This window comes from Halobacteriovorax sp. RT-2-4 (genome assembly GCF_047085445.1).
GTDB lineage: Bacteria > Bdellovibrionota > Bacteriovoracia > Bacteriovoracales > Bacteriovoracaceae > Halobacteriovorax_A.
This window is the reverse complement of the sequence record NZ_JBKIXY010000001.1, coordinates 1,772,151-1,786,167: the sequence shown is the minus strand read 5'-3', so window position 1 is coordinate 1,786,167 and position 14,017 is coordinate 1,772,151. Positions and strand designations below refer to the sequence as shown.

25 protein-coding genes are annotated in these 14,017 nt (G+C 37.8%); all 25 read left to right on the top strand.

Going from position 1 to position 14,017, the window contains the following annotated elements; translation table 11 throughout:
* Positions 1-102: 102 nt before the first annotated feature.
* The 25 genes from rpsL (at position 103) to rplO (ending at position 14,015) form a co-directional block, all read left to right on the top strand.
* Complete coding sequence (rpsL, locus tag ACMAYL_RS08535; protein WP_021266546.1) at positions 103-477, top strand: 30S ribosomal protein S12; 375 nt, start codon at positions 103-105, stop codon at positions 475-477.
* A 91-nt stretch (positions 478-568) separates the two neighbouring features.
* Positions 569-1,039 (top strand): 30S ribosomal protein S7, encoded by a 471-nt coding sequence (gene rpsG / locus ACMAYL_RS08530; protein ID WP_103219304.1) that lies wholly within the window; start codon positions 569-571, stop codon positions 1,037-1,039.
* 163 nt (positions 1,040-1,202) lie between these two features.
* Complete coding sequence (fusA, locus tag ACMAYL_RS08525; RefSeq protein ID WP_103219303.1) at positions 1,203-3,278, top strand: elongation factor G; 2,076 nt, start codon at positions 1,203-1,205, stop codon at positions 3,276-3,278.
* Between the two features lie 52 nt (positions 3,279-3,330).
* On the top strand, positions 3,331-4,521 hold the full coding sequence (gene tuf / locus ACMAYL_RS08520; RefSeq protein ID WP_393022178.1) for an elongation factor Tu: 1,191 nt from the start codon (positions 3,331-3,333) through the stop codon (positions 4,519-4,521).
* A gap of 166 nt (positions 4,522-4,687) precedes the next feature.
* Positions 4,688-4,996, top strand: a complete 309-nt coding sequence (gene rpsJ / locus ACMAYL_RS08515) for a 30S ribosomal protein S10 (RefSeq protein WP_021265868.1) — start codon at positions 4,688-4,690, stop codon at positions 4,994-4,996.
* Between the two features lie 72 nt (positions 4,997-5,068).
* The gene (gene rplC / locus ACMAYL_RS08510) at positions 5,069-5,743 is read left to right on the top strand and encodes a 50S ribosomal protein L3 (RefSeq protein WP_021265983.1); all 675 of its coding nucleotides are present in this window, start codon (positions 5,069-5,071) and stop codon (positions 5,741-5,743) included.
* Between the two features lie 22 nt (positions 5,744-5,765).
* A complete protein-coding gene (gene rplD / locus ACMAYL_RS08505) occupies positions 5,766-6,383 on the top strand; it encodes a 50S ribosomal protein L4 (protein ID WP_103219249.1) in 618 nt (205 codons plus the stop codon).
* Between the two features lie 3 nt (positions 6,384-6,386).
* A complete protein-coding gene (gene rplW, locus ACMAYL_RS08500) occupies positions 6,387-6,677 on the top strand; it encodes a 50S ribosomal protein L23 (protein ID WP_103219250.1) in 291 nt (96 codons plus the stop codon).
* Between the two features lie 19 nt (positions 6,678-6,696).
* Positions 6,697-7,521 (top strand): 50S ribosomal protein L2, encoded by an 825-nt coding sequence (rplB, locus tag ACMAYL_RS08495; RefSeq protein ID WP_103219251.1) that lies wholly within the window; start codon positions 6,697-6,699, stop codon positions 7,519-7,521.
* A 12-nt stretch (positions 7,522-7,533) separates the two neighbouring features.
* Positions 7,534-7,818: a 30S ribosomal protein S19 gene (gene rpsS, locus ACMAYL_RS08490; protein WP_021266332.1), complete on the top strand. Its 285-nt coding sequence runs from the start codon at positions 7,534-7,536 to the stop codon at positions 7,816-7,818.
* A 30-nt stretch (positions 7,819-7,848) separates the two neighbouring features.
* Positions 7,849-8,184, top strand: a complete 336-nt coding sequence (gene rplV, locus ACMAYL_RS08485; RefSeq protein WP_103219252.1) for a 50S ribosomal protein L22 — start codon at positions 7,849-7,851, stop codon at positions 8,182-8,184.
* An 8-nt stretch (positions 8,185-8,192) separates the two neighbouring features.
* On the top strand, positions 8,193-8,822 hold the full coding sequence (gene rpsC / locus ACMAYL_RS08480) for a 30S ribosomal protein S3 (RefSeq protein ID WP_021265986.1): 630 nt from the start codon (positions 8,193-8,195) through the stop codon (positions 8,820-8,822).
* Between the two features lie 39 nt (positions 8,823-8,861).
* The gene (gene rplP / locus ACMAYL_RS08475; RefSeq protein WP_021266311.1) at positions 8,862-9,281 is read left to right on the top strand and encodes a 50S ribosomal protein L16; all 420 of its coding nucleotides are present in this window, start codon (positions 8,862-8,864) and stop codon (positions 9,279-9,281) included.
* 17 nt (positions 9,282-9,298) lie between these two features.
* A complete protein-coding gene (gene rpmC, locus ACMAYL_RS08470; RefSeq protein WP_103219253.1) occupies positions 9,299-9,496 on the top strand; it encodes a 50S ribosomal protein L29 in 198 nt (65 codons plus the stop codon).
* Between the two features lie 2 nt (positions 9,497-9,498).
* A complete protein-coding gene (rpsQ, locus tag ACMAYL_RS08465) occupies positions 9,499-9,747 on the top strand; it encodes a 30S ribosomal protein S17 (protein ID WP_021266428.1) in 249 nt (82 codons plus the stop codon).
* Positions 9,748-9,777: 30 nt separating this feature from the next.
* Positions 9,778-10,146, top strand: coding sequence for a 50S ribosomal protein L14 (gene rplN / locus ACMAYL_RS08460; RefSeq protein WP_103219254.1), 369 nt, complete (start codon positions 9,778-9,780; stop codon positions 10,144-10,146).
* A gap of 21 nt (positions 10,147-10,167) precedes the next feature.
* Positions 10,168-10,479, top strand: coding sequence for a 50S ribosomal protein L24 (gene rplX, locus ACMAYL_RS08455; protein WP_103219255.1), 312 nt, complete (start codon positions 10,168-10,170; stop codon positions 10,477-10,479).
* 14 nt (positions 10,480-10,493) lie between these two features.
* On the top strand, positions 10,494-11,033 hold the full coding sequence (gene rplE / locus ACMAYL_RS08450) for a 50S ribosomal protein L5 (RefSeq protein ID WP_103219256.1): 540 nt from the start codon (positions 10,494-10,496) through the stop codon (positions 11,031-11,033).
* Positions 11,034-11,047: 14 nt separating this feature from the next.
* The gene (gene rpsN, locus ACMAYL_RS08445; protein ID WP_103219257.1) at positions 11,048-11,353 is read left to right on the top strand and encodes a 30S ribosomal protein S14; all 306 of its coding nucleotides are present in this window, start codon (positions 11,048-11,050) and stop codon (positions 11,351-11,353) included.
* A gap of 22 nt (positions 11,354-11,375) precedes the next feature.
* Positions 11,376-11,756 (top strand): 30S ribosomal protein S8, encoded by a 381-nt coding sequence (gene rpsH, locus ACMAYL_RS08440; RefSeq protein WP_040313878.1) that lies wholly within the window; start codon positions 11,376-11,378, stop codon positions 11,754-11,756.
* Positions 11,757-11,769: 13 nt separating this feature from the next.
* Positions 11,770-12,306, top strand: coding sequence for a 50S ribosomal protein L6 (gene rplF / locus ACMAYL_RS08435; protein WP_103219258.1), 537 nt, complete (start codon positions 11,770-11,772; stop codon positions 12,304-12,306).
* A gap of 54 nt (positions 12,307-12,360) precedes the next feature.
* The gene (gene rplR, locus ACMAYL_RS08430; RefSeq protein ID WP_146037929.1) at positions 12,361-12,738 is read left to right on the top strand and encodes a 50S ribosomal protein L18; all 378 of its coding nucleotides are present in this window, start codon (positions 12,361-12,363) and stop codon (positions 12,736-12,738) included.
* A gap of 111 nt (positions 12,739-12,849) precedes the next feature.
* Positions 12,850-13,338 (top strand): 30S ribosomal protein S5, encoded by a 489-nt coding sequence (gene rpsE, locus ACMAYL_RS08425; protein ID WP_233189739.1) that lies wholly within the window; start codon positions 12,850-12,852, stop codon positions 13,336-13,338.
* An 11-nt stretch (positions 13,339-13,349) separates the two neighbouring features.
* Complete coding sequence (rpmD, locus tag ACMAYL_RS08420) at positions 13,350-13,532, top strand: 50S ribosomal protein L30 (protein ID WP_103219260.1); 183 nt, start codon at positions 13,350-13,352, stop codon at positions 13,530-13,532.
* A 27-nt stretch (positions 13,533-13,559) separates the two neighbouring features.
* The gene (gene rplO / locus ACMAYL_RS08415; protein ID WP_103219261.1) at positions 13,560-14,015 is read left to right on the top strand and encodes a 50S ribosomal protein L15; all 456 of its coding nucleotides are present in this window, start codon (positions 13,560-13,562) and stop codon (positions 14,013-14,015) included.
* The last annotated feature ends 2 nt before the right edge of the window (positions 14,016-14,017 follow it).

Sequence of the window (14,017 nt, the reverse complement as noted above, 5' to 3'; positions counted from 1 at the left end):
GCTTAATTGAGGGGTGGTGTGTTACACCATCCCTCTATAGTTTATTATGGGCTTAAAAGCCTATTTTTATTGTGGAAATATTGTTGTAGTTAAGGAGCGGAAATGCCTACGATTAACCAATTAATTAGAAAAGGTAGAACTGATAAAGTTGAAAAAACTAAGTCACCTGCCTTAAAAGCGTGTCCTCAAAGACGCGGTGTATGTACAAGAGTATATACAACTACTCCTAAGAAACCAAACTCAGCTATGAGAAAGGTTTGTAGGGTAAAACTAACAAGTGGATTTGAAGTTACTTCATACATTGGTGGTGAAGGACACAATCTACAAGAGCACTCGATCGTTATGATTCGTGGTGGTAGAGTAAAAGACCTTCCAGGGGTTCGTTATCACACTATTAGAGGTACACTAGACTGCCAAGGTGTTGATAAAAGAGGACAGAGAAGATCTAAGTACGGTTGTAAGAGACCAAAGAAATAATTTTTAGTTAACTAATTGTGACACCGATTGCAACATGGCATGAGGTGAGTAATCGATCAGTTTTAACTGTTTCCGGTGAAGGAGAAAAAATATGAGTAGAAAACATAGAGCACAGACGAGAGAAGTACTTCCAGATCCGATCTTTCAAGACGTTGTAGTTGCTAAGTGTGTAAACGCACTTATGAAAGACGGAAAAAAATCTGTTGCTGAAAAAATCTTTTATGGTGCACTTCAAAGAGTTGAATCAAAAACTGGTGAAGAGCCGTTAAAGGTATTTAAGAAAGCCCTTTCTAACATTAAGCCAGCGGTAGAGGTTAAGTCTCGTCGTATTGGTGGTGCAACTTACCAAATTCCAGTTGAAGTTAGAAATAACAGAAGACAATCACTAGCTCTAAGATGGTTGAGAGACTATGCTAGATCACGTGGTGGTAGAACTATGGTTGAGAAACTATCTGATGAAATCATCGATGCTTCTCAAGGTAGAGGTGGCGCTGTTAAGAAGCGTGAAGACACTTACAAAATGGCAGAAGCTAACAAAGCTTTTGCTCACCTTAAGTGGTAGTTCGAAAATAAGCAATAAAGTCCATAATAAACTAATAGAAGGCTCCCTAATGGGAGCCTTTTTATTTCTAAAACCATTTATTCTCCAAAGTTTTATTCCTATCTAAAATTCCATATTTATGTTAATTATATGTCTGCAAAAATTAAATTTTTAAGGACTTTGTATGAGTTTAGAAAATATTCGTAATATCGGAATTATGGCGCATATTGATGCGGGTAAAACGACGACAACTGAACGTATTCTCTACTACACGGGAAAAAGCCACAAGATTGGTGAGGTTCATGATGGTGCTGCTACTATGGACTGGATGGTTCAAGAGCAGGAACGTGGGATTACTATTACTTCTGCTGCGACGACTTGTACTTGGAACAAAACTAATATCAATATCATCGATACACCAGGTCACGTAGACTTCACAATTGAGGTTGAGAGAGCTCTTAGAGTTTTAGATGGTGCAGTTGGTGTATTCGACGCTGTAGCTGGTGTAGAGCCTCAATCTGAGACTGTATGGGGCCAAGCTGATAAGTATAAGGTTCCTCGAATTGCTTTTGTTAATAAAATGGATCGCGTTGGGGCAAACTTTCAAATGTGTCTTGATGAGATCAGAGAAAAACTTGGAAAAACAGCGGCTGCTATTCAATTACCAATTGGTGCAGAGGATACATTTAGAGGTGTTGTTGATTTAGTTGCAATGAAGGCCGTGCTTTTTAAGGACGAAGACCTAGGTTCAACTGTGCAAATCGAAGATATTCCTTCTGAGCTTGAAGATGATGCTCAGTTAGCACGTGAAGAGCTTATTGAAACATTAGCCGATTATGATGATCAGCTTGCTGAAGACTATCTTTCGGGTGAAGAAATTACTGAAGAAAGAATTGTTACAGCAATTAGAGAAGCTGTTATTAATCACGAGTTCGTTGCTGTTCTTTGTGGGTCAGCTTTCAAGAACAAAGGTGTTCAGCCTCTACTAGATGCGGTTTGCGCATACCTTCCTTCTCCAGTTGATCGTGGGGAAGTCAAAGGTGTTAACGGTAAGAATCACGATAAAGAAGAAATTAGAAAACCTGATACTGAAGAAGCATTTTCTGGAATTGCTTTCAAGATTGCAACGGACCCGTTTGTTGGATCTTTAACATTTTTCAGAATTTATTCAGGAACAATTAAGTCTGGTGCACAGGTTTATAATCCACATAAGGGTAAGCGTGAGAGAGTTAATAAAATTCTTCAAATGCATGCTGACAAAAGAACTGAATTACAAGAAGCTAAGGCCGGAGATATCATTGCAATTTCTGGTTTAAAGGAAACTGTTACTGGTGAAACACTTTGTGCCGAAAATCGTACTATAATTTATGATCTAATGGATTTTCCAGAATCGGTTATTTCAGTAGCGATTGAGCCAAAAACAGCAAATGATGAAAAGAAGCTAATGAGTTCCCTAGGTCAACTTAAGCTAGAAGATCCATCATTCTCTTTTCAACATAATAAAGAAACAGGTCAACTTCTAATTTTTGGTATGGGTGAACTTCACCTTGAAATTATTTGTGATCGTTTAGAAAGAGAGTTCAAAGTAGGTATCCGTGTTGGTGATCCTCAAGTTTCATATCGTGAAAGTATCACGTCAACAGCTAAAGAATCAGATACATTTCACCGCGAACAAGCTGGTAAAATGGTATTTGGAAACGCTGTTATTGAAGTTGAGCAAGCTGATTCGCAAGCTGGTGTCTTATTTGAAACTGAATTAACTAAAAGGGATTTACCACAAGAATTTATTGATGCTATTGAAAAGAGTATTAAGGATACATCTATGGGTGGTGCTCTTGCGGGTTATCCATTTATTAATATTAAAGCGAAACTTGTTGCCGCTGAATTTAATGATGATGAAGGTTCAGAAGTAGCTTATGCTATTGCTGCTTCTAATGCTTTTAGAGCTGCATGCCGAAAAGCTGGCCTATCATTACTAGAGCCTAAAATGAGTCTTGAAATCGTAACACCTTCTGATTACACAGGTGATATTATTTCAGACATTAATATGAAACGCGGAAAGATCCATTCGATGGGTGTAAAGCAAGATAAAGAAGTTATCGATGCAGAAGTTCCGCTATCGGAAATGTTTGGATACTCAACAGATATACGTTCAAAATCTCAGGGTCGTGCTAGCTTCACGATGAATTTTGATAGATATGAAGAGATTCCTATGAATATGGCCAAAGAAATACTTGAAAAACGAGGAATATACATCTAAAACACTTTAGATTTTTTAACTACTAAACTAAGTAATAACGCAGGAGTAAAAGATGGCAAAAGAATCTTTTGACAGAAGTAAGCCCCACGTAAACATTGGTACGATCGGGCACGTTGACCACGGTAAGACAACTCTTACAGCGGCAATTTCAATCACATTAGCTAACGCACTTGGTGGTGCCGTAAGAAAATTCGACGAAATCGATTCAGCACCAGAAGAAAAAGCTAGAGGTATTACAATCAATACTTCACACATTGAATACGAAACAGCTAACAGACACTACGCACACGTAGACTGTCCAGGTCACGCTGACTATGTAAAGAACATGATTACAGGTGCAGCACAAATGGACGGAGCGATCCTAGTATGTTCAGCGGCTGATGGGCCAATGCCACAAACTAGAGAGCACATCCTTCTTGCACGTCAGGTAGGTGTACCAGCGATCGTAGTATTCTTAAATAAAGTAGACCAAGTAGATGACGAAGAACTACTTGAGCTAGTAGAGATGGAAGTAAGAGAACTTCTATCTTCATACGACTTCCCAGGTGACGATATTCCTATCGTAGCTGGTTCTGCACTTGCAGCTCTTGAAATGAGAGACGATGCAATTGGTAAAGATAAAGTTCTAGAGCTTATGGCACAAGTTGATGAGTACATCCCAACTCCAGCTAGAGCAACAGACCTTGACTTCCTAATGCCAGTAGAAGACGTATTCTCAATTTCAGGACGTGGTACAGTTTGTACAGGACGTGTTGAAAGAGGGATTATCAAAGTTAACGAAGAAATCGAAATCGTTGGTATTAAAGAAACAACTAAAACAACTGTAACTGGTGTTGAGATGTTCAGAAAGCTTCTTGACGAAGGTAGAGCAGGTGATAACGTTGGTCTTCTTCTACGTGGTGTTAAGCGTGAAGAAGTAGAGCGTGGTCAGTGTCTAATCAAGCCAGGTTCAGTTAAGCCACACGCGAAATTTAACTGTGAAGTATATATCCTTTCAAAAGATGAAGGTGGACGTCACACTCCAATCTTCAAAGGTTATAGACCACAGTTCTACTTCAGAACAACAGACGTAACAGGTGATATCACACTTGCAGACGGTGTTGAAATGGTTATGCCAGGTGACAACACTTCTTTCGCAGTAGAGCTAATTACTCCAATCGCGATGGAAAAAGGTCTTAAGTTCGCAATCCGTGAGGGTGGTAGAACAATCGGTGCTGGTACAGTATCTGAAATTCTAGACTAATTTTTAGTTAAATATTGGGGTGATTTTTAAATCACCCCTTTTTTATGCTCAATATTTTGAATTGACGCGTAAAAAATATATGGCCTAGCGTAAAAATAATTTGACAATAGGCCCAAAAAAACAGTAAAAGTCAGGTTCAACTTTTAAAATTGATAATAGGATGAGTATGAAAGCTTCTAAGTTAAGAATTAAATTACGCGCATATGATCACAAGCTTCTAGATAGCTCAGTTGATGAGATCGTACAAACAGCTAAAGAGACAGGCGCAAGAGTAGCGGGTCCAATCCCATTACCAACAGAAATTAACAAGTTTACAGTTCTTAGAGGACCTCACAAAGATAAAAAATCTCGTGAGCAATTCGAAATGAGAACGCACAAGAGACTAATTGATATCGTTGATCCAACTCAACAAACTGTTGATAGCCTAATGAAGTTAGATCTATCAGCTGGTGTTGACGTAGAGATCAAGTACTAGTATAAACGAAAAAAATTTTTATTATTAACCATGCATGCATCTCTTGGAGAAGAGTGATGCTGTGGAGGCAAAATGACAGAAGAAACTCAAGCAGTTGAGACTACTGCTACTGTATCGCTTAATACTATCTATGGTGTTAAAGCTGGTATGACAAGAATCTTTGATGAAGCTGGGAATCACGTTCCAGTTACAGTTATCAAGTTAATTCCTAACAAAGTTACACAAGTTAAAACTTTAGACAAAGATGGTTACGAGGCTTACCAAGTAGGTTACTACGAAAAAAGAGAAAAGCTTGTAAACAAGCCAACTCAAGGTCACCTTAAAGCTGCTAATGTTGAAAATAACTTTGTAAAATTTGCAGAAGTTAGAACAGAAGGCGTAGATGCTGCTAACTTAGGTAAAGATCTATCTCTAGAGTCATTTGAAGCTTCTACATATGTTGATGTAACAGGTACATCAAAAGGTAAAGGGTTCCAAGGTCAAATGAAGCGTCACAACTTCAAAGGTGGACCTGCTACTCACGGTTCTAAGTTTCACAGACGTGGTGGTTCGATCGGTAACAGAGCGACTCCTGGTAAGGTTTGGAAGAACAAAAGAATGCCTGGTCACATGGGTTGTGACACAAAAACAATCCAAAACATCAAGGTTGTTGAAGTTAATCAAGATAAAGGATACATGCTACTTAAGGGATCAGTACCTGGTTCTAAAAATGGTTTTGTAAGAATTGCAAAAGCACTTAAGAAGTAATTGTAGGCTGAGGTAAGAAGTTATGAGTGATGTAACAGTATTAAATTCGAAATTTGAAAATGCAGGAACACTTACTGCTCCAGTAAGCTTAACTGCTGAAGATATTAATGTAGCGGCTGTTCACCAGGTTGTTAAAGCTACTCTAGCGGGAAGAAGACAAGGTAATGCTTGTGTTAAAGGTCGTTCAGATGTTAGCGGTGGTGGTGCAAAACCATTCAAGCAAAAAGGTACAGGTAGAGCTAGACAAGGTTCAATTAGATCGTCTCTTATGGTAGGCGGTGGAACTGTTCACGGTCCAAGCCCAAGAAGCTATGTTCAAAAAGTTAACAAGAAAATGGCAAAGGTTGCAATTCAATCTGTACTTGCTGACAAACTCCAAGCTGGAAAGTTGACAGTAGTAGATACAATTGAATCAACTGGTAAAACTAAAGAAATGTACACTCTATTAAATGGTAAGGGTTTACTTCCTGCTTTAGTAGTAACTGCTGATAAAAACTCACCAGCTCTTAGAGCAGTGAAGAACTTACAGTGGGGTAAAGGGATGGCCGTAGAAGGTTTCTCTGTATACGAAGCAGTAAAATTTGAAAACCTAGTTATCGAAAAGAGTGCATTAGAAACCCTATTAAATAAGTTGGTGTAGATTATGGCGACGTTAGAAAATGTATTAAAGAAACCACTTATCACTGAAAAGACTTCTGTTGCTACAGACAGCCAGAACCGTTTTGGTTTTGTAGTTGATCTAAAAGCAAACAAGCATCAAATCAAGAATGCTGTTGAAGCTCTATATGATGTGAAAGTTTTAAATGTAAAGACAAACATCACTCCAGGTAAAGTTAAAAGAGCTGGTAAAGGTGTAAAAAAGACTAGTAAATTCAAGAAGGCTTTCGTTCAATTAGCGGAAGGTCAAAAGATTGAATTTTTTAAAGGTGTTTAACTAGTTAGCTGAGGAAATTATGGGTATTAAAAGATTTAAACCAACAACTCCTTCACTAAGAAAGATGCAAGTCGTAAATAGTGATGAGTTAACAAAAGGTGTAAAGCCAGTTAAAGGCCTTACAGCTGTTAAGAAAAATTTTGCAGGTAGAAATAACTCTGGACGTATCACTGTTAGACACAGAGGTGGTGGAGTTAAGAGAAGATACAGAATTATTGATTTCAAAAGAAATAAAACAGATATCCCTGCAACTGTTCAAGCGATCTCTTACGATCCGAACAGAACTTGTAATATTGCACTTATCGCTTACTTAGACGGTGAAAAAAGCTACATCCTAGCTCCACTTGGTCTAAAAGTTGGTGATAAGGTAATCGCTTCTGCAGATGCAGATATTAAAGTAGGAAATGCTAAGAAGCTTAAGGACATTCCAGTTGGTACTCTTGTACACAACGTAGAAATGTACCCAGGAGCTGGTGGTCAGCTAGCACGTTCTGCTGGTTCTTACGTTCAAATTATGGCTAAAGAAGGTCGTTTTGCTCTTCTTAGAATGCCATCAGGTGAGCTTAGAAAAGTTGAAGTTGATTGTGTAGCAACAATCGGTCAAGTTGGTAATCTTGATCATGAAAAACGTAACATTGGTAAAGCTGGACGTAAGAGAAAGCTTGGTTTCAGACCAACTGTACGTGGTGTTGCTATGAACCCAGTTGATCACCCACACGGTGGTGGTGAAGGTAGAACTTCAGGTGGACGTCATCCAGTATCACCATGGGGAACACCAACTAAGGGTTACAAGACTAGAACTAATAAGAGAACTGATAAGTTCATCGTTAAGAGAAGAAAGTAGTAGGAGATTAATATGGCCCGTTCATTAAAAAAAGGTCCATTTGTTGATATTAGCTTAATGAAAAAAGCTCTACAAATGCAAGAAGAAGGTAACAAAGGTAACAAAGTGATCAAGACTTGGTCTAGAAGATCAACTATTGTTCCTGAGTTCATCGGACTTACTTTTGCCGTTCACAACGGAAAAAAATTCATACCGGTTTATGTAACAGATAACATGATTGGACATAAATTAGGTGAATTTGCACTAACTAGAACATACTTCGGTCACGGTGCAGATAAGAAAGCTAAGAAGAGATAGTAAAGTTAGAGTTGAATAAGGAGAGGTCAGATGGCCATTACAGTTAGAAACAGTAGAGTTGGTATCGCACCAAGAAAAGTAAGACAGGTTTGCGATCTAATTAGAAAGAAGAAAGCTTCTGAAGCGCTAAAAATCTTACGCTTCCAAGAGAAGAAAGAAATTGCACTTGTTTTAACAAAATTAATTAATAGTGGATTAGCTATCGCAGCTGATTCTGAGAAGTATGATCTAGATAACCTAGTTATCGGTACAATTAAAGCGGACGAAGGTCCAACTTTAAAGCGTATTCAGCCAAGAGCTCAAGGTCGTGCGTTCAGAATTAGAAAAAGAACTAGTCACATAACAGTTGAACTAAAAGAAGCATAGGATAAATTATGGGACAAAAAGTACATCCATACGGTTTTAGATTAGGTTATATTAAGTCATGGCATTCAAACTGGTTTGCTAACGATAGAGAATACGGTGAAACACTTCACGAAGATCTAGCGATTAGAAACTACATTGAAAAAAACATGAAAAATGCTTCTGTAGCTAATATCGAATTATCAAGAACTTCAAACCAGGTTAAGGTAACTGTTTATACAGCTAAGCCAGGTGTTGCTATTGGTAAAAAAGGTGCAGGAATTGAGAAAATTAGAAACGACCTTAAGAAACTTACTAAAGGTACACTAATCTTCAATATTGCAGAAGTTAAGAGACCAGATGCGGAAGCTAAGTTAATCGCGGAAAACATTGCAGGTCAGCTTGAAAAACGTGTAGCTTTCAGAAGAGCAATGAAGAAAGTTATGCAGTCAGCATTCAGAGCTGGTGTAAAAGGTATCCGTGTTAGAACAGCAGGACGTCTTGGCGGAGCTGAGATGGCAAGAGCTGAAGGTTATACAGAAAGAAAAGTTCCACTACATACTCTTAGAGCAGACATTGATTACAATACTGCTGAAGCTCACACTACATACGGTGTTATCGGTGTAAAAGTTTGGGTTTACAAAGGTGAGATCTATAAGTAGTAGGAAATTCGTTAGTGAATTTATTTTATTGAGGTAAATATGTTAAGTCCAAAGAAAGTAAAGTGGCGTAAGCAGCAGAAAGGAAGAATGAAGGGTAAGGCGAACCGTGGAAATACTATCACGTTCGGTGAATTTGCTATACAAGCCCTATCATGTGGGTATATAACTAACCGTCAAATTGAAGCTGCCCGTATTGCAATGACAAGAAAGATCAAAAGAGGTGGTAACGTTTGGATCAAGATCTTCCCAGATAAGGTCCTTACTAAGAAGCCAGCTGAAGTTCGTATGGGGAAAGGTAAAGGTTCTCCAGATTCTTGGGTTGCAGTTGTAAAACCAGGAAGAGTAATGTTTGAAATCAAGCACATCGATCCTGAGCTAAGTAAACAAGCACTTAAGCTTGCAATGTATAAACTACCTGTAAAGACTAGAATTATTTCTAGAGAGCAGCAGGAACTTTAAATCGTTAAGAGGAAGTTATGCAAAAGTTAGAATACAAAGATATAAGCGGTTTAAGCGGTAAAGAAATTGATGCAAAAGTAGCTGAAATGAGAAGAGCGATTTTTGATATCAACATGTCTAAAACGACAAGTGGTATCGAAAAACCTCATGAGCTAAAACTTGCAAAAAAGAATATTGCTAAATTATTAACAGCAAAAAATGCTAAAGGTGAGTAACCATGAGTACAAATACGTTTAAGAGAAAGCTAGATGGTGTAGTTGTTTCTGTAAAGAATGAAAATACAGTTGTTGTGAATGTTGCTAGACGTTTCAAGCACCCTGTTTACAGCAAATTCGTTACAAAAACTAAAAAGTACCACGCTCATAACGTAAGTTTAGAAGCGAATCTAGGTGACAATGTAACAATTATTGAAAGTAAACCTTATTCAAAACTCAAAAAGTGGGAACTGTTAAAGGTAAATAAGTAGGGCTTAATAAGCCTATTTTAGGAGTTAGTAATGATCCAAATGCAAACTAAGTTAGAAGTTGCTGATAACTCTGGAGCTAAAGAAGTAAAGTGTATCAAGGTTCTTGGTGGTTCAAAAAGAATGAACGCAAATCTTGGTGACATTATTGTTGTAGCAGTTCAGCAAGCACTACCAGGTGGAAAAATTAAAAAGGGTGATGTTAAGAAAGCGGTTATCGTTAGAACTAAGTACCCAATTAGAAGAGAAGACGGTTCATACATCAGATTTGATAAGAACAGCGTTGTAATACTAAATAATAACAATGAACCAGTAGGGACACGTATTTTTGGTCCTGTTGCGAGAGAGTTAAGAAACAAGAGCTTTACGAAGATCTGTTCTTTAGCGCCAGAAGTTCTTTAATCAAGGTTCAGTGAGGAAGTTATGCAAAAGCTAAAAGTTAATGATAATGTTGTAGTTTTAACAGGTAAAGACAGAGGCAAAACTGGTGAAGTTAAGAAAATCAACTTCAAGACCAAAGTTGTTTATGTTGGTGGTGTTAATCTAGTAAAGAAAGCAATTAAACCAACTCAAGAGAACCCAGCTGGTGGTATCGTAGACATTGAAGCACCACTTCACATCTCAAATGTTGCTGTAGTTAGCCCAAAAACAAATAAGGCTACTAGAGTAAAAATTGAAGAAAAAGATGGTAAGAAGGTTAGAGTCGCTGTGTCTTGTGGATCAGTACTGAGTTAAGGATAGAGGCAAAAATGAGCAGATTCAGAAAACTATATAATGACGAAATTAAAAATAAAATGACTGAGAAGTTTGGTTATAAGAATGTTAACCAAATTCCTAAGCTAGAAAAGATAGTAGTTAACTGTTGTACAAGAGACGCAGTAACTAACTCTAAAGTTGTTCAGTCGATTGTTAACGATCTTGGTACTATTACTGGTCAAAAGCCAGTTGTAGCTAAGGCTAGAAAATCAGTTGCTGGTTTCAAAATCAGAGAAGGTATGGCTTTAGGTGCAAACGTTACTCTTCGTGGTGATAGAATGTACGAATTCCTTGATAGACTTGTTAACATCACTCTTCCAAGAGTTCGTGACTTTAGAGGTGTTTCTTCTAAAGGTTTTGATGGAAAAGGTAACTACACTTTAGGTTTAAAAGAGCAGATTATTTTCCCAGAAATTTCTTACGATCAAATTGATAAAGTAAGAGGTCTAGGAATCTCAATCGTAACTACTGCTGGAAACAACGAAGAAGGTAGAGAGCTTCTAAACCTTTTTGGTATGCCTTTTAACAAGTAATTGAGGATAATGTAATGGCTAGAAAAGCGAAAATTGAAAGTAACAAAAAAAGAGCTAAGCTTGCTGAAAAATACGGTACTTTAAGAAAAGAACTTAAAGCTGCTATTATCAATGAAAATCTTTCTGACGAAGAAAGATTCGAAGCGATGATCAAGCTACAGAAACTACCAAGAAATTCAGCTGCAATTAGAGTAAGAAATAGATGTGAATTAACTGGTCGTCCACGTGCTTTCTATAGAAAGTTCAAACTATCAAGAATTCAATTTAGAGAGTTAGCACTTAGAGGAATGATCCCTGGTGTAACTAAGTCAAGCTGGTAATGGTTGAGGAGACGAAATTATGATGACTGATCCTATTGCAGATATGTTAACAAGAATTAGAAATGCAATTAATGCTGGACACGATAGAGTGGAATTTCCAGCTTCGAAAATGAAAGCAGGTGTTTGTAAAGTTATGAAAGACGAAGGTTATATTCGTTCATTCAAAATTATTGCAAAGAGCCAATCAGATATTAGAATCAAAGTATTACTTAAAGACGACGCTATCGTAGGTCTTGAGAGAGTTTCTAAACCAGGTCTTAGACAGTATCGTGGTTACAAGGACATCTCTAGAGTTATTAGTGGTCTAGGTACTTCAATCCTATCAACTTCTAAAGGAATTATTTCTGATAGAGAAGCGAGAGCGACTAAAGTTGGTGGTGAAGTAATCTGTAATATTTGGTAGTAGGGAGCGAGTAATGTCACGTGTAGGAAAAAACCCGGTAGTAGTTCCTGAGAAAGTTCAGGTTACAATAAATGGTACAAATGTATCAGTTAAAGGACCTAAAGGTGAGCTAGAGTACACTTTTAATGATAGAGTGACTTTTGCACAAGAAGGTAATGAAATTAAAGTAACTCCTGTTGATGAGTCTAAAAAGTCTCGTGCAATGTGGGGTACAGCAAGACAAATCGTTTTCAACATGGTAACTGGTGTTACTGATGGATTTGTTAGAAAGCTAGAATTCAACGGTGTTGGTTATAAGGCAGCTGTTAGTGGTGATACATTAACTCTTAACCTTGGATACTCACATCCAATTGAATATGTTCTTCCAGAAGGTGTAGCAGCGAAAGTTGCTGGTAAAGAAATCGAATTAACTGGTAGTAACAAAGAACTAGTTGGATTTGCTGCTGCAAAGATCCGTTCATTCAGACCACCAGAGCCATATAAAGGTAAAGGTGTTAAATACGCTGAAGAAACAATCGTAAGAAAAGCTGGTAAATCTGGCGGTAAGTAATAAAAAGTAGCCTGAGAATGGCCCGCAGTGAGGGCCTAGGGTGAGGAGTTTAAAATGATTAGAAAGCCTTATGGTAAAGCTGGTAAAGCAAGTACAGCTAGAAAAATTAGAAGAAAACTTGCTATCCGTAAGAAAGTAAACGGAACATCTGAGAGACCACGTCTATCAGTTAACCGTACAAACAAGCACATCACAGTACAAGTAATTGACGATGTTGCTAACAAGACACTTTTCAGTGTTCAAACTTATGGTAAAAATGCTGTTGAAGGAAAAAGCAATATTGCTGGTGCAACGCTTGTTGGTGCAAAACTTGCTGAAAACCTAAAGTCTAACAATATTTCAACTGCTGTATTCGACAGAAACGGACTTAGATACCACGGTGTAATCAAGGCTGTTGTTGAAGCTGCTAGAGAAAATGGAATTCAAATTTAGGAGTAAGTGATGACTGAAGAAAATAAAAGCGTTGAAAAAACAGTAAAAGCAGAACCAAAGAAAAGACAAGCTTCTAAAAAAGCTCCAGCGAAAAAGCGTCAAGCTAGCTCAATGGACGTTGAACTTGAAGAAAGAGTTGTTGCTGTAAATAGAGTTGCAAAGGTTATGAAGGGTGGTAGAAGATTTTCTTTCAGTGCTCTAATGATCGTTGGTGATAAAAATGGTCGCGTAGGTTACGGTCTTGGTAAAGCTAAGGAAGTTCCTGAAGCAATCAGAAAAGCTACTCAAGCTGCACAAAAAAGCATGATTTCAGTACCAGTAGATGCAGGAACTATTCCTCACTCAGTACTAGGTGAATTTGATGCTGGTAAGATTCTATTCAAACCTGCTGCAGAAGGTACAGGGGTTAAGGCTGCTGGTGCATGTCGTTCAATCCTTGAACTTGCTGGTGTTAAAGACGTTCTAACGAAGTCTTTAAGAGGTAACAACCCACATAATATCGTTAAGGCAACTTTTGACGCTCTTAAACAATTAAGATCTGTAGAAGAAGTAGCTAAGGCACGTGGTAAAGAAGCTAAAGGCTTAAGAATTAAAGGTTAATTGAGGTTGATATGACAGCGAAAACAATTACAGTAACATTAAAGAAAAGTACTATTAAATGTACTGAAAAGCAGAAAGCTACAGTAAGAGGCCTAGGTCTAAGAAAAACTGGAACTTCAAGAACTTTAGAAAACACTTCTGCTGTTAGAGGGATGATCAAGAAGGTAATTCACCTTTTAGACATTCAAGAATAAGCGGTATTAGTTGATTAAGAGGTAAATATGTTAACTTTAAATAACTTAAAAAGTCCAAAAGGTGCACATAAAAACATTAAGAGAATTGGTCGTGGACAAGGTTCAGGTCAAGGTACTCAAGCTGGTAAAGGGCACAAGGGTCAAAAGGCTCGTGCTGGTGGCGGTGTAAGAACTGGTTTCGAAGGTGGAGCAATGCCACTTTACATGCGTCTACCAAAAAGAGGTTTCTCTAATGCACCATTTAAAACTGAGTATGCTGAGGTATCTCTTGCTACATTAGAAGCTAAATTTGATGGCGGAGACGTTACAAAAGAAGCTCTAATTGAGAAAGGTATCCTTAAGGGTGCAGATAAAAGACGTCCAGTGAAAATTCTTGCTAACGGAGAGCTTTCAAAATCGTTAAATTTTGTTAATATTGAAAAGTTTTCTAAAGGTGCTCAAGAAGCAATCGAGAAAGCTGGCGGAAAAATAGCAACAAAATAGAT

Coding starts and splice junctions, on each gene's coding strand:
- rpsL (WP_021266546.1), top strand. CDS start 103: ATGCCTACGATTAACCAATTAATTAGAAAAGGTAGAACTGATAAAGTT.
- rpsG (WP_103219304.1), top strand. CDS start 569: ATGAGTAGAAAACATAGAGCACAGACGAGAGAAGTACTTCCAGATCCG.
- fusA (WP_103219303.1), top strand. CDS start 1,203: ATGAGTTTAGAAAATATTCGTAATATCGGAATTATGGCGCATATTGAT.
- tuf (WP_393022178.1), top strand. CDS start 3,331: ATGGCAAAAGAATCTTTTGACAGAAGTAAGCCCCACGTAAACATTGGT.
- rpsJ (WP_021265868.1), top strand. CDS start 4,688: ATGAAAGCTTCTAAGTTAAGAATTAAATTACGCGCATATGATCACAAG.
- rplC (WP_021265983.1), top strand. CDS start 5,069: ATGACAGAAGAAACTCAAGCAGTTGAGACTACTGCTACTGTATCGCTT.
- rplD (WP_103219249.1), top strand. CDS start 5,766: ATGAGTGATGTAACAGTATTAAATTCGAAATTTGAAAATGCAGGAACA.
- rplW (WP_103219250.1), top strand. CDS start 6,387: ATGGCGACGTTAGAAAATGTATTAAAGAAACCACTTATCACTGAAAAG.
- rplB (WP_103219251.1), top strand. CDS start 6,697: ATGGGTATTAAAAGATTTAAACCAACAACTCCTTCACTAAGAAAGATG.
- rpsS (WP_021266332.1), top strand. CDS start 7,534: ATGGCCCGTTCATTAAAAAAAGGTCCATTTGTTGATATTAGCTTAATG.
- rplV (WP_103219252.1), top strand. CDS start 7,849: ATGGCCATTACAGTTAGAAACAGTAGAGTTGGTATCGCACCAAGAAAA.
- rpsC (WP_021265986.1), top strand. CDS start 8,193: ATGGGACAAAAAGTACATCCATACGGTTTTAGATTAGGTTATATTAAG.
- rplP (WP_021266311.1), top strand. CDS start 8,862: ATGTTAAGTCCAAAGAAAGTAAAGTGGCGTAAGCAGCAGAAAGGAAGA.
- rpmC (WP_103219253.1), top strand. CDS start 9,299: ATGCAAAAGTTAGAATACAAAGATATAAGCGGTTTAAGCGGTAAAGAA.
- rpsQ (WP_021266428.1), top strand. CDS start 9,499: ATGAGTACAAATACGTTTAAGAGAAAGCTAGATGGTGTAGTTGTTTCT.
- rplN (WP_103219254.1), top strand. CDS start 9,778: ATGATCCAAATGCAAACTAAGTTAGAAGTTGCTGATAACTCTGGAGCT.
- rplX (WP_103219255.1), top strand. CDS start 10,168: ATGCAAAAGCTAAAAGTTAATGATAATGTTGTAGTTTTAACAGGTAAA.
- rplE (WP_103219256.1), top strand. CDS start 10,494: ATGAGCAGATTCAGAAAACTATATAATGACGAAATTAAAAATAAAATG.
- rpsN (WP_103219257.1), top strand. CDS start 11,048: ATGGCTAGAAAAGCGAAAATTGAAAGTAACAAAAAAAGAGCTAAGCTT.
- rpsH (WP_040313878.1), top strand. CDS start 11,376: ATGACTGATCCTATTGCAGATATGTTAACAAGAATTAGAAATGCAATT.
- rplF (WP_103219258.1), top strand. CDS start 11,770: ATGTCACGTGTAGGAAAAAACCCGGTAGTAGTTCCTGAGAAAGTTCAG.
- rplR (WP_146037929.1), top strand. CDS start 12,361: ATGATTAGAAAGCCTTATGGTAAAGCTGGTAAAGCAAGTACAGCTAGA.
- rpsE (WP_233189739.1), top strand. CDS start 12,850: ATGGACGTTGAACTTGAAGAAAGAGTTGTTGCTGTAAATAGAGTTGCA.
- rpmD (WP_103219260.1), top strand. CDS start 13,350: ATGACAGCGAAAACAATTACAGTAACATTAAAGAAAAGTACTATTAAA.
- rplO (WP_103219261.1), top strand. CDS start 13,560: ATGTTAACTTTAAATAACTTAAAAAGTCCAAAAGGTGCACATAAAAAC.